This window comes from Haloarchaeobius pelagicus, from assembly GCF_051207375.1.
In the GTDB taxonomy this organism is placed as follows: domain Archaea; phylum Halobacteriota; class Halobacteria; order Halobacteriales; family Natrialbaceae; genus Haloarchaeobius.
This window is the reverse complement of record NZ_JBPJZD010000002.1, coordinates 850,110-862,916: the sequence shown is the minus strand read 5'-3', so window position 1 is coordinate 862,916 and position 12,807 is coordinate 850,110. Positions and strand designations below refer to the sequence as shown.

At 67.5% G+C, this 12,807-nt stretch carries 14 protein-coding genes; 4 read left to right on the top strand and 10 right to left on the bottom strand.

Going from position 1 to position 12,807, the window contains the following annotated elements; translation table 11 throughout:
- The first annotated feature begins 59 nt into the window (after window positions 1-59).
- On the top strand, window positions 60-722 hold the full coding sequence (locus ACSC1S_RS16890; RefSeq protein ID WP_435365309.1) for an HAD family hydrolase: 663 nt from the start codon (window positions 60-62) through the stop codon (window positions 720-722).
- Between the two features lie 75 nt (window positions 723-797).
- On the opposite strand, the gene ACSC1S_RS16885 is transcribed toward ACSC1S_RS16890, so the two are convergent.
- The 8 genes from ACSC1S_RS16885 to ACSC1S_RS16850 all read right to left on the bottom strand — a co-directional run bounded on the left by ACSC1S_RS16885 (window position 798) and on the right by ACSC1S_RS16850 (window position 7,027).
- The gene (locus ACSC1S_RS16885) at window positions 798-1,634 is read right to left on the bottom strand and encodes an ABC transporter permease (RefSeq protein ID WP_435365308.1); all 837 of its coding nucleotides are present in this window, start codon (window positions 1,632-1,634) and stop codon (window positions 798-800) included.
- A complete protein-coding gene (locus ACSC1S_RS16880; RefSeq protein ID WP_435365307.1) occupies window positions 1,631-2,581 on the bottom strand; it encodes an ABC transporter ATP-binding protein in 951 nt (316 codons plus the stop codon). Before ACSC1S_RS16880 ends, ACSC1S_RS16885 begins: the two co-directional genes overlap by 4 nt.
- Window positions 2,582-2,662: 81 nt before the next feature.
- A complete protein-coding gene (locus ACSC1S_RS16875; protein WP_435365306.1) occupies window positions 2,663-3,520 on the bottom strand; it encodes an ABC transporter permease in 858 nt (285 codons plus the stop codon).
- Window positions 3,517-4,431 carry an ABC transporter ATP-binding protein gene (locus tag ACSC1S_RS16870; RefSeq protein WP_435365305.1) on the bottom strand — a complete coding sequence of 305 codons (915 nt, stop codon included), beginning with the start codon at window positions 4,429-4,431 and terminating at the stop codon, window positions 3,517-3,519. The genes ACSC1S_RS16875 and ACSC1S_RS16870 overlap by 4 nt, the downstream gene beginning before the upstream one ends.
- A 78-nt stretch (window positions 4,432-4,509) precedes the next feature.
- Entirely contained in the window at window positions 4,510-5,343 is an 834-nt protein-coding gene (locus ACSC1S_RS16865; protein WP_435365304.1) for an ABC transporter permease subunit, read from the bottom strand.
- Window positions 5,340-6,305, bottom strand: coding sequence for an ABC transporter ATP-binding protein (locus ACSC1S_RS16860; RefSeq protein ID WP_435365303.1), 966 nt, complete (start codon window positions 6,303-6,305; stop codon window positions 5,340-5,342). The genes ACSC1S_RS16865 and ACSC1S_RS16860 overlap by 4 nt, the downstream gene beginning before the upstream one ends.
- 102 nt (window positions 6,306-6,407) lie before the next feature.
- On the bottom strand, window positions 6,408-6,671 hold the full coding sequence (locus tag ACSC1S_RS16855; protein WP_435365302.1) for a DUF7967 family protein: 264 nt from the start codon (window positions 6,669-6,671) through the stop codon (window positions 6,408-6,410).
- A gap of 50 nt (window positions 6,672-6,721) precedes the next feature.
- Entirely contained in the window at window positions 6,722-7,027 is a 306-nt protein-coding gene (locus ACSC1S_RS16850; protein ID WP_435365301.1) for a DUF5789 family protein, read from the bottom strand.
- A gap of 117 nt (window positions 7,028-7,144) precedes the next feature.
- Between ACSC1S_RS16850 and ACSC1S_RS16845 the strand changes: the two genes are divergently transcribed.
- Window positions 7,145-8,911 (top strand): excinuclease ABC subunit C, encoded by a 1,767-nt coding sequence (locus tag ACSC1S_RS16845; RefSeq protein ID WP_435365300.1) that lies wholly within the window; start codon window positions 7,145-7,147, stop codon window positions 8,909-8,911.
- A 153-nt stretch (window positions 8,912-9,064) separates the two neighbouring features.
- Entirely contained in the window at window positions 9,065-10,297 is a 1,233-nt protein-coding gene (locus ACSC1S_RS16840) for a putative manganese transporter (RefSeq protein WP_435365299.1), read from the top strand.
- A gap of 23 nt (window positions 10,298-10,320) precedes the next feature.
- On the opposite strand, the gene arcD is transcribed toward ACSC1S_RS16840, so the two are convergent.
- The gene (gene arcD / locus ACSC1S_RS16835; RefSeq protein ID WP_435365298.1) at window positions 10,321-11,781 is read right to left on the bottom strand and encodes an arginine/ornithine antiporter ArcD; all 1,461 of its coding nucleotides are present in this window, start codon (window positions 11,779-11,781) and stop codon (window positions 10,321-10,323) included.
- Between the two features lie 201 nt (window positions 11,782-11,982).
- Here arcD and ACSC1S_RS16830 point away from each other — a divergent pair, with 201 nt between their 5' ends.
- Window positions 11,983-12,465, top strand: a complete 483-nt coding sequence (locus tag ACSC1S_RS16830; RefSeq protein WP_435365297.1) for an acyl-CoA thioesterase — start codon at window positions 11,983-11,985, stop codon at window positions 12,463-12,465.
- A gap of 10 nt (window positions 12,466-12,475) precedes the next feature.
- On the opposite strand, the gene ACSC1S_RS16825 is transcribed toward ACSC1S_RS16830, so the two are convergent.
- A complete protein-coding gene (locus tag ACSC1S_RS16825) occupies window positions 12,476-12,607 on the bottom strand; it encodes a hypothetical protein (protein WP_435319971.1) in 132 nt (43 codons plus the stop codon).
- Window positions 12,608-12,807: the final 200 nt, after the last annotated feature.

The following is a 12,807-nucleotide window of genomic DNA, read 5'->3' as shown; positions in this document are numbered from 1 at the left end:
TCGAGAACCACGGCCACCCCCCGAAACACCCAACTGCCACCCCCCGGTAGCCTCGACACGTGACAGCGTACGATACGGTCCTCTTCGACAACGACGGCGTCCTCGTCGACCCCCCGGCCGCAGAAACGCAGGCCGCGGCCATCCGGGACGCCTTCGCCGCGGTCGGCGTCGACTCCCCGGAGCAGGACCACGTCGAGTCCCTCTGCGGCGGCGTGTTCCCCGATGGCCTCCGCGATATCGCCACAGAATACGACCTCGACCCGGCGGAGCTGTGGGCGGCCCGCGAGGAGTACGACGAGCGCTCGCAGTTTGCGAAGTTCCGCGACGGCACCCGTGACACCTACGACGACGTGACGGGCCTCACCGACCTCGACCAGCCCATGGGCGTCGTGAGCAGCAACCACCACAGCACCATCGAATTCATCCTCGACCACTTCGACCTCCACACCGTCTTCGACACCTACTACGGCCGCGAGATGACCATCGACAGCCTGACGAAGAAGAAACCGAACACGCACTACCTCGACCGGGCGATGGCCGACCTGGGTGGCGACTCGGCGGTCTACGTCGGTGACAGCGATACCGACGTCATCGCGGCCCACCGCGCCGGGATGGACTCGGTGTTCGTCCGGCGCGAGCACAGCCGGGACACGGAACTCACCGAGGCGGCGACCTACGAGGTGACGGACCTCCACGGGGTGGCCGACATCGTCAGTAGCTGACCCTGCTCCCTTCTTTCAGCGCCCATGACAAGAGCACACAGGCTCCAGTGGAAATAGAGGGGTTCGCCCGGCCACTCAGAGGTCGGCCTTCCGGAACCGAACGTACGCGATTCCGAGCGGGACAGTGGCCCAGAGGCCAAGAACCACGGCTGCGACGGCCGGCTGCTGGTACCAGGGTGGGTTCGGTGGGACGGTGGTGCCGACGAAGCCGAAGCCGAAGCCGAGTTTCGGGTCGAGCGCGACGACGAGATTCCGGAGCGACGTGAGGGGGCCGAACTCGACGAACACCCGGGCCCAGGTTGGTGTCGTGGTCGGGAACGAGAACCCGTTCGCCACATAGAGGATGACGAGCGGGATGAACCGCCAGACCCGGAGGAAGAAGAGCAAGAAGACACCGAAGGCGGCCGTGACGGTCAGCGCGCGACCACTGAAGGCGGCGGAGAAGGCCGTCGCGAGGCCGACGAAGACGACCGCCAGCACCGTCAGCGTCAGCAGTGCGAGGATGGCATAGGGAAGGTCGAACGGCGCGAGGTACACCGCCGCGACGAGGTGTGACGCCACGAACGGCGTCAGCGTGAGCGTGAGCACGACCGTGAGGCGGCCGACGAACGTGCCGAAGAGGAAGTCGGCGCGGGAGAACGGCAGCCCGAGCAACACCTTCAGTTCGCCGTCGGCGCGCTTGGTGACGATGTCGCCCTGGGCGAACGCGAGCCCGAGCAGGGGCGTCAGGTAGACGAAGCCGGCCAGCAACAGCGAGACGAGCGTCGCACCGCTCGAACTGGCCGACGCGTTGCTCCCGTAGGCGTAGCCGATGGCGAGCCCGAGGAGCGCGAACAGGACGCCGCCGGCGTAGAGGCTCCGCGAGCGCCGGCTGTCGTGGAAGTCCTTCTCGGCGACCAGTCGCCACCTCATCGCTCCGCCTCCGGGGTGGCGGTCTCGCGGGCGCGCCGACCGCCGCCGTCCTGGGTGTAGGCGACGAACAGGTCCTCCAGCGAGGCCTCACTCGTCTCGAGGTTCTCGACGGTCGCGCCGGCGTTGAAGCAGGCCTGGACGACCATCCCCTTCGCCCGGTTCTCACAGCCCACGGTGAGGGTCCGGCCCGACGCCTCGACCGAGGAGACACCGTCGAGCGCCCGGATGCTCCCCGGCAGGCCGTCGGGAGCCGAATCCAGGTGGACCGTCACCTGCCCGGTCGCGCCGGCCGCATCGCGTAGTCCGTCGATGGTGTCGATGGCGACGAGGCGGCCCTCGCTCAGGATGCCGACGCGGTCGCACACCGCCTCGACCTGTTCGAGGATGTGGCTGGAGAAGAACACGGTCGCACCGCGGTCTGCCTCTTCGAGGACGATCTGGCGCATCTCGCGTGCGCCGGCCGGGTCCAGCCCGGTCGACGGTTCGTCGAGGATGAGGAGGTCGGGTTCGCCAGCCAGCGCCATCGCGAGCATGAGGCGCTGGCGCATCCCCTTCGAGTAGCCCGTGGCGGGCCGGTCGGCGGCGTCCGGAATGCCGACGCGCTCCAGCAGGGCCATCGGCTCCTCGTACCCCTGTTTCGCCTCGATGGCGAACTCGACGTGCTCTCGTCCGGTCATCTCCCCCAGCGGGCCGTAGCCGTCGGGGAGGACGCCGGTCCGTTCGCGCACCGCGACCGTCTCTTCCTCGGCGTCCATGCCGAGGACTTCCACCTCGCCCGCGGTCGGGTAGGTGTAGTTCAACAGGATGTCGATGGTGGTCGACTTCCCGGCCCCGTTAGGCCCAAGGAAGCCGAACACCTCGCCGGATTCGACCGTGAGGTCGAGGTCGCGGAGGGCGGTGACTGCGCCGTAGCGCTTGGTGACGCCGCGGCAGTCGATGGCGGCCATGCGCGAGTCATCTCTCGCCGGTTGTATAGGTCTTCTTCCGGGTCGCGGTGGCGTGGTGGCCCGGTGGCCCGGTCGCCGCCGTCAGAGGTCGGCGCGCTTGAACCGGAGGTAGCCCAGCCCGAGCGAGAGGACGACCCAGAACCCGAGGAAGACGAAGCCGAGAGCGGGCTCGAGGAACCAGGCGTCGGCCGGGAGCGACACCGCCGCGGACTCCGGCAGGACGGCCTCGCGAGCCGCGTTGTACGCCCCGCTGGGGGCGAGCCACGTCACGAGGTAGTACCACGCCGGGTAGTCCGCGGGGTTTACCGGGAGCGAGAAGCCGCTCACCAGGAACAGCGCTCCCGTGGGAACCACGTCCCACATGATCTCGAACACGAAGAAGATGCCAATCGCGAGGGTCGTGGCCCGCGAGCTGGAGCCGGTCGTGGCCGACACGCCGACGACGATACTCACGTAGACGAACGCGAACAACACGGTCAGGAGGGCGAACAGGACGTACTGGCCGAACGGGAAGTCGACGCCGTAGCCCAGCGCGACGAGGTACGAGAACACGAACCCGAGCAGGATGGGGAGCGCGAGCACCGCGGTTCTGCCGACCGTCTTCCCGAGCAGGACGTCGAGCCGGGAGTGTGGCAGCCCGAGCAGGAGCTTCATGCTCCCGGAGTCGCGCTCGCCCGCGATGGACTTGTGACACGTCACGAGCGCGGTGATGGTGACGAACAGCGTGGTCGCACTGGCGAGGAAGAGGAACGGGCCGAAGTTGACGCCGGCGGTCCCCGGTTGCGCCCCCTGTGCCCCGTCGGCGAACAGCCCCTCGGTGAGCGAGAACACCGCCACCATCCCCGCCATGAGCAGGATGAACAGCACCGAGATACCCCAGAGCACCTTCGAGCGAACCGCGTCCTGGAAGTCCTTCTTCGCGACGACGACCCAGCTCATGCTTCGGCCTCCGTGTACCGCACGAACAGTTCTTCGAGCGAGGTCTCCTCCGTGGCGAAGTCCTGGACGTCGACGTTCCACTCCTCCAGCGTCCCGAGCACGGCCATCTTCACGTTCGCCGAGAGCGAGACGGTGAGTTCCCGACCGGTCACCGAGAGCGAGGCGACGCCCTCGATCTCTCGAACGGCGTCCTGGGCCGCCTCGTCGACCGGCTCGGCGGTCGTCACGGTCAGCGTCTCGGCGGTCCCGGTCATCCCCTCGCGGAGGTTGTCGATGCTGTCGACGGCGACCAGTTGTCCCGACCGAAGAATGGCGACGCGGTCACAGACGGCCTCGACCTGCTCTAAGATATGGCTGGAGAAGAAGACGGTCGCGCCCCGTGCCGACTCCTCCCGGATGATCTCGCGCATCTGGCGCGCGCCATTGGGGTCCAGGCCCGTGGTAGGTTCGTCGAGGATGAGCAAGTCCGGCTCTCCCACGAGCGCCATCGCAAGGACGAGGCGCTGGGTCATCCCCTTCGAGTAGCCGCCGGCCTTTCTGTCGGCCGCCTCGGCGATGCCAACCCGTTCCAGAATCGCGAGCGGGTCGTCACCGGCGTTCTTCGACTCGATGGCGAACTGCACGTGCTGGCGGCCCGTGAGCCGGTCGTAGACGTGGTAGCCGTCGGGGAGGACGCCGACGCGCTGGCGGACCGCCTCCGAATCCTGCTGCGGGTCGATGCCGAGGACCCGGCAGCCACCGGCTGTCGGGCGGATGAAGTCGAGGAGGATATCGATGGTCGTCGACTTCCCGGCCCCGTTCGGGCCTAAAAAGCCGAACACCTCCCCCTCCTCGACGGTCATGGAGAGCGAGTCGAGCGCGAGGACCTCGTCGAAGCGCTTGGTGACGCCGTCGAGTTCGATGGCGGGCATGGCTAGGGTGAGATACGAAAGACAGTGTAATAAAATTCGACCGCAGGCCCGAACACTGAACTGGAAACGGGAACCAGCTCAGAGGTCGACGCTGTTGAACCGCCACGCACCGAGCGCGAGCGGGACGACCAGCCAGAACGCGAGCACCACGAGCCCGAACCAGGGCTGGAGGTAGAACGCGTCGCCCTGTGCGATGGGGCTGACGTTGGGCATCACCGCGGTGAGCGCGGTGTTGTACGCCGTCGACGGCGAGAGGCCGGCGATACCGCCGATCCATTGCGGGGGCTGCCCGTCCAGTGAGAAGCCGTTGACGACCCAGTACAGACCCAGCGGCACGACGTCCCAGAGGACCTCCAGGAGGAACCAGAGGCCGACAGCGGCCGAGGTCGCCTGACCGGCCGACGCGAACATCGACGAGAGCGCGACGACCAGCGAGACGTACACCAGCGCGTACACGACGGTCACGCCGAGGAACGTCGCGAACGGGACGAGCGCGAGTTCACCGAGCGTCGCGACGACCACGCCGAGCGAGACGACGAAGCCGATGACGACCGCGGCCAGCAGGACCGCGGCGCGACCGACGACCTTCCCGAGGACGAAGTCCAGCCGGGAGTTCGGCAGGCCGAGGGCGAGTTTCATCTGGCCGGATTCGCGCTCGCCGGCGATGGCCTTGTTCGCGATGACCACGGCGGTTATCGAGATAAACAGCGAGGCCGGGGCGACAAGGAAGAACACCAGTCCGAGCGTCGACCCCTCGTAGGTCTCCGTCCCCACGGTGATCGGGATGTCGAGCGTCGCGTAGGCGTACGCCATGACGCCTGCGAATAGCACGAACAGGGCCGTCAGGAACCAGAGCGCCCGCGACCGCCGGGCGTCCGCGAAGTCCTTCCGGGCGACGACGGTGAAGCTCATGCGGGCACCTCCCCGTCGCCGTCGGTCCGAAGTTCGGCTTCGGTCTCCGGGGCGTCGGCGGTGAAGCTCATGAACAGGTCCTCCAGCGAGGTCTGGTCGGTGGCGAAGTCGGTGACGGCGAGGCCGCTCGACTCGAGGGCGTCGAGGACGGCCGTCTTCGCGCCGGTGTCACAGGCGACGGTGAGCGTCGAGCCCGAGGCGGTGACCGAGGTCACGCCCGGGAGGTGCTCGACGGTGTCGAGTGCCATGTCCGAGAGTTCGCCCTCGACCGTGACGGTGAGGGTCGCGCCGCCACCCATGCTGGCGCGGAGGTTCTCGATGGTGTCGACGGCGACGAGTTCGCCCTTGTTGAGGATGGCGACGCGGTCACAGACCGCCTCGACCTGCTCCAGGATGTGCGACGAGAAGAAGACGGTCGCACCCCGGGCAGCCTCGGCGCGGATGATCTCGCGCATCTCGCGAGCGCCATTGGGGTCCAGCCCCGTTGTGGGCTCGTCGAGGATGAGCAGCTCGGGTTCGCCGACGAGGGCCATCGCGAGGACGAGCCGCTGCTTCATCCCCTTCGAGTAGCCGCCCGCTCTCCGGTCGGCGGCCTCGGCGATGTCGACCCGTTCTAGGAGCGCCATCGGGTCGTCGCTCGCGCCCTTCGAGTCGATGGCGAACTGCACGTGCTGGAGACCGGTGAGCCGGTCGTACACGTGGTAGGCGTCGGGCAGCACGCCCACGCGCTGGCGGACCGCCATGCTGTCGACCTGGGCGTCCATCCCGAGGACGCTGACCGTGCCCGTTGTCGGGCGGATGTAGTCGAGCAGCATGTCGATGGTCGTCGACTTCCCGGCCCCGTTGGGGCCCAGGAAGCCGAATATCTCCCCCTCCTCGACCCTGAGGTCGAGGTCACGGAGCGCGACGACGTCCTCGCCGAATCGCTTCGTGACTCCAGAAATTTCGATCGCAGTAACCATACGTATACTACAGCCGACAAGTATTTATAGATACACTGATGTGTCGTAGCACGCGACTCACCAGTTCTGAACGGAGAAATCGCCGCTTCGGAGATATACGTCTCAGATTTCTTCGTCCGGGTCGTGCTGTTCCGCGGTCCGCGTCGCCTCCTTTTCGTAGCGGTCACGGGTCGCCTCGTCGTCGGTCCGTTCGAGGTTCTCTGCCGGGACGTCCTTGCCGGCCGTGACGGGGTTCCGGGTGAGCGAGTTCGCCGAGCGCTCCTGCTGCAGGAAGCGCTCGCCGTCGGGCGTCGCGTACACGATGGTCACGAGGTTCCGGTCGTCGAAGGTGCGCTCGACCAGCCAGCACTGGACCGTGTCGGTCATAGCTGGCGAGTTGTGCCGGCGCGGGTTTGTATCTGCCGCAACCGACGAACTCAGAAGGAGACGTCCGCCTCGTCGGTCGGCCCCATCTTGACCTCCAGCTGGTTCCCACCGCGGTCGTCGTAGAACTTCCGCCCGATGTACTCGTCGCTCAGGTTCCCGAGGATGGTCTCCAGCAGCTCTGTCGCCGAGTTGTAGCTGTCCGTGCCGAGCGGCTTGAGGATGGTCGCGATGGTCTCGGACCCGGACGTGTCGGGCGCTTCGACCTCTGTCGTCCCGATGTGGTCGAGGACCGCGTCGAGGTCGATGGGGTACTGCAGTTCCGTCTCCAGGTAGGCTTCGAGATTGCCGAGTTGCATGACGAATCATTATAAATCGGCGACGGGGATAGCGAGGAGCCCTTATGGACCAAGTCGGGGACGGAGTCCAGACGGCAACGAAACCCCCATTTGGGCCCACGTCCTAGCGCGACCAGCATGGACGCGGCCACGCTTCGCGACCGCGCTGGCGACCTCCCGACCGAGCCGGGCGTCTACCAGTTCCTGGAGGGCGACACCACCCTGTACGTCGGGAAGGCGGTCGACCTCAGGGCACGGGTCCGGTCCTACGCCGACCCCCGGTCGGCCCGCATCCGCCGGATGGTCGACCGGGCAGACGACCTCGACGTGGCCGTCACGGACACCGAAACGCAGGCGCTGTTGCTCGAGGCGAACCTCATCAAGCGCCACCAGCCGCGGTACAACGTCCGGCTGAAAGACGACAAGTCCTACCCGCTGGTACAGCTCACGAACCACGACTTCTCCCGCATCGAGGTGACCCGCGACCCCGGCGAGGAGGCGACTGTCTATGGACCGTACACCGACAAGGGCCGGGTCGAGACCGTGGTCAAGGCCCTCCGCGAGACCTTCGGGGTTCGGGGCTGCTCGGACCACAAGTTCGCCAACCGGGACCGCCCCTGCCTCGACTTCGAGATGGGGCTGTGTACCGCGCCCTGCACGGCCGAGATCGACCAACCGAGCTACCTCGCCGACGTGGAGTCCGTGAAACGATTCTTCGCCGGCGAGACGGGTGTGCTAGCCGACCCGCTCCGGAGCGAGATGGAGGCCGCTGCCGCCGAGCAGAACTTCGAGCGGGCCGCGAACCTCCGGGACCGGCTCAGCGTCGTCGACTCCTTCCACGGGGGCGGCGGCGAGGCCGTCAGCGGGCAGAGCGACGAGCGCAGCGTCGACGTGCTCGGGGTGGCCATCCAGGGCACCGACGCGACGGTCGCCCGGCTCCACGCCGAGGGTGGGCAACTGGTCGAGCGCGACCGCCACACGCTGGACGCGCCGGAGGTCGCCGAGGACGAGCCCGAAGACGAGCGCGACACCATCCCGGCCGTCCTCGCGGCGTTCCTCGTGCAGTTCTACGCGGAGCGTCGGCTCCCCGACGCCGTCCTCCTGCCCGAATACCACGGCGACGACGAGGTGTCGGCGTGGCTCGACGCCGAAGGGGTCGCGGTCCGGGTGCCCGGCGCGGGTCGCGAGGCCAAGCTGGTCGAACTCGCGCTGAAGAACGCCCGCCGGAACGTCGGCCGCCGGGACGAATCGGCGGCCCTCGCGGACGCGCTGGGGCTCGACCGCGTCTCCCGAATCGAGGGCTTCGACGTGAGCCACGCCCAGGGGAAGGCGGTCGTCGGCTCGAACGTCACCTTCGTCGACGGCTCGCCACAGAAGTCCGACTACCGCCGGAAGAAGCTCACCGAGGAGAACGACGACTACGCCAACATGCGCGCCCTGCTGCGCTGGCGCGCCACCAGAGCAGTCGAAGGGCGCGACGACCGGCCCGACCCCGATCTACTGCTCATCGACGGCGGACAGGGCCAGCTCGACGCGGCACTGGACGCCCTCGACGAGGTGGGCTGGGACGTGCCAGCCATCGCGCTGGCCAAGCAGGAAGAGGAGGTCGTCACGCCCGACCGCACGTATGACTGGGCCGACGACGCCCCCCACCTCCACCTGCTCCAGCGCGTGCGCGACGAGTCCCACCGGTTCGCGGTGCAGTACCACCAGACCCTGCGGGATTCGGTCGAGACGGTCCTGGACGGGGTCGACGGGGTCGGTCCCGAGACCCGAAAGCGACTCCTGCGCCGGTTCGGCAGCGTCGAGAACGTCCGCACGGCGAGCCTCGACGAACTGCAGTCGGTCGAGGGCGTCGGCGCGAAGACCGCAGAATCCATCCACCGGGCACTGGGCGGGGAGTGAACGAGGCGGGTGGGCGACTGCGAGAACCCGGGTGCTTTCGTCTCCACCGGCATCTATTAGCCCTCCCTCAGCGTACTCTTGGTAAGGGGAAACAAAATTATTAGATATGTCTAAATTAGATTCTACGAGAGTCAAAACCGGGAGGCACCGCCCGTGAACGAGTTCGTCGACGTGACGCTCGCGTCCCTGCGCGACGGCTACGTGCAGGTGTCGGCGTTCGTCGCCATCACCGTCGTCCTGTTCGGGCTCGTCCAGTACCGGACCGGCGGCGCGCTGCTCACGAAGATAGAAGAGAACGAGCGCCTCCAGCCGCTGTTCGGCGCGCTCATGGGCCTGACGCCCGGCTGTGGCGGTGCCATCGTCATGATGCCGCTGTACGTCCGGGGGACGGTCTCGTTCGGGACCGTCGTCGCGACGCTCATCGCGACCGCGGGCGACGCCGCCTTCGTCATCCTCGTCCTGGCACCAGAGGCTGCGTTGTGGGCGTACGGCATCGCCTTCGCCGTGGCGGTCATCTTCGGCTACCTCGTCGACATGGTCGGTTTCGGGGTCGGTCGGGTCGACGCCGCGGTCGCCCGGCTCCAGCCCGCGACGACCGACGGTGGGACCGCGGTACTCGGTCGCCGCAGCACGGTCACGCCCAACCCGGCGCACGACTACGGCTGTGACTGCCCGACCCACGCGCACGAACTCGGCCCGGACCGCCACTCACCGGTCCTGACGCCGCTGTCGCACGCCGCCCACGTCGTCTGGTGGGTCGCCGCGCTGGCCGCGGTCGTCCTCGGCGTGACCTACCTGGTCCGTGGCGCACCCGACGTGGCGATGACCCTCGGGCTCGGCTTCGACGGCCTGTTCACCGTGGTCGGGCTGCTCGGGACGACGCTGTCGTTCTACCTCTACTTCGTCGGCCGGCACTACATCGGCGAGGGCCACGTTGGCCGCGTTCGCGAGTCGTTCGACTCGGTGTACGAGACGCTCCAGCACGCCGCCATGGAGACCAGTTTCGTCACGGTCTGGGTCATCGGCGCGTACCTGCTGTACGAGTACTTCCTGCTCGTGACCGGTGCCGACATCGCCGCGGCGGCACAGGCCGCCGGCGTCGTCGCGCCCATCGCGGGTGCCGCGGTCGGCCTGATTCCGGGCTGTGGGCCCCAGATCGTGCTCGCGGGCGTGTACGCCAACGGCGGCATCCCGTTCTCGGCGCTGACGGCGAACGCCATCAGCCAGGACGGCGACGCGCTGTTCCCGCTCATCGCCATCGACAAGAAGGCCGCCATCGTCGCGAGCATCTACACGACCGTCCCGGCCATCGTGGTCGGCGTGGCGCTGCACCTCGTCTGGGGGCCGGTGCTGGGGCTGCCGGAGTTCGGCTTCGGCGTGCTCTGAGGCGAGAAAACGGTGTTTTCGGGTCAGTCGTCGGCCGGCGAGCCGCGGCCCTTCGTGGCGGCGGGAGCGTCGTCCTTCGTCGTGATCTGCCAGCCGGTCACCGCCATGATGGCGAGGATGCTCGGCGCGAGGAAGCCGAGGAAGTAGTACGGCGCGTACTCGAACGGGTGGACGCCCAGCACACTCCACATGTACGCGCCGCCGGCGTTCCACGGGATGAGGGCGGAGGTGACCGTCCCGGAGGCCTCGACCGCGCGCGAGAGGTTCCTCGATTCGAGGTCGAAGTCGTCGTACAGCCCGCGCAGGGTCATGCCGGGGACGACGATGCTCATGTACTGCTCGGCGGCGAGGACGTTCATCGAGATGGCCGCGACGCCGGTGCCCAGGGTGAGGCTCGTGACGCTGTTGACGAACCCCGCGATGTGGTGGGCGATGGTCGCGATGACGCCCGTGCGTTCGAGCAGGCCACCGAGGGCGAGCGCGGCGACGACGATGGTGATGGTCCACGTCGAGCCCATCAGGCCGCTGGAGCCAAGCAGACCGTTGACGAGTTCGGAGCCGGTCGCGGGGTCGGTTCCGTTCTGGGCGATGTCCCAGGCGGCCGTGAAGCCGACGCCCTGAACCGCGATGGTCGTGCCCACGCCCGCGAACACACCCGACAGGAGGGACGGGAGCGCCGGGAAGCCATAGAGGGCGAGCGCGAACGTCACCAGCAGCGGGACGAAGACGAGGGGCGAGATGGCGTAGCTCCCCCCGATGGCGGACTGGATGGTCTCGATGCGGCCCGCCGGGATGTCACCCGTCGCGGAGAGCCCGAGTGCCGCGTAGCAGACGAGCGAGATGCCGAACGCGAGGCCCGTGCCGACGCGCATCGTCCGGACGTGCTCCATCAGGTCCGTGTTCGTGACCGCGGCCGCGAGGTTGGTGGTGTCCGAGAGGGGCGATATCTTGTCGCCAGTGTAGGCACCCGTCAGGATGGCACCGGCGGTCATCGGCGCGGGAACGCCGAGGCCCGCTCCGATGCCCATGAACGCGACGCCAAGGGTGCCGGCGGTGGTCCACGAGGAGCCGATGGAGAACGCGACGACGGTCGCGAGCGCGGCCGTCGCGGGCAGGAACACGGTCGGCGTCAGTATCTCGAGCCCGTAGTAGATGAGCCCGGGGATGGTCCCCGCCGACGTCCACGTGGCGATGAGCATGTAGATAATGAACAGGATGAGGATGGCCTGCATGCCCATCCGGATGCCGTCGACGAGACCCTCGAACAGCTCCTCCCAGGAGATGCCGAGCCAGTAGCGCCCGACGGCCGCCGTGAGCACCGCGCCCCAGACGATGGGGAGGTGGGGGTCGAGGCCGAGGACGATTGCGCCGATGCTCAGGAACACGACCATCCCGAGCAGCGGGACGAGCGCCTGGCCGAGCGACGGGCGGCGGTCCGCCGGGATGTCGTCGTACGTGAGTGGTTCGAACGAGAGGCGTGTCATCGGCCGGCTCTATTCCCAGTGTGCATTAAAGTCCGTTGTTGTATTACCACAAGATATCGAACAAAGACAGGTCTCCCAGAGAGAAACAGCAAGAGAGACCCACCCACGGGGCGAAATAGCGCGTCACAGACCATAGGACAAGCCAGCTTGAGCTAAGAAAAATCCACTGGATTTATCGTTCGCCAGAGCGGCGGTTCGCCCATGTACGAACACGACTCCGACACCGCCTCACTCGCAGAGTCCTACACCGAGATGAGCGAGATCTTGATGCCCGACGACACGAACAACCTGGGTCGCGCGCTGGGTGGCGCTATCCTGCACTGGATGGACATCTGTGCCGCCATCGCTGCGCGTCGCTTCGCCCGCCGGCAGGTCGTCACGGCCGCGATGGACCACGTGGACTTCACGGGCGCGATCGACCTCGGCGACGTGGTCGTCGTCACCGCCTACGTCTTCGAGACCGGCGACTCGAGCATGGATGTCAAGGTCGAGGTCCGCTCCGAACGCCCCGAACAGGGCGAGTACGAACAGACCGCCACCTCCTACTTCACGATGGTCGCACTCGGCGAAGACGGTGACCCGACCTCGGTCCCCGACCTCGCGTGCGAGACGGAGATGGAGCAGGCGCTCCACGAGGCAGCACTGGAACGGCGTGAGAAACGGCGGACCGCACTCGTGGCCTGACAGGGCCGACTCAGCGGGCCCAGCCGCTGAGCGCGTTTACTTGCATGTCGATGTACCGCTGTGGCCAGGTCCGGACGTGGTGCCGAAGCCGACCGACGAGTCCCGTGGGCACGGGTTCGGGTGGGTCTTCGAGAGGCTCCATCGAATCGGCATCTTCGCGCACGGATCGACCTGGCTCTCTCTCGGGAGGTCGCTCTCGAAAACTCATTACGTATACGCATACCGGTGCATACCCAATAAACATTAGGGATACAGCTAGGGGGTGGTTTCGTTCTTCTGCAGACGACAGCAGCGTATGCACGCCCGGCATATCGACCGAAAATTCGTCCGGAACCAACCGGA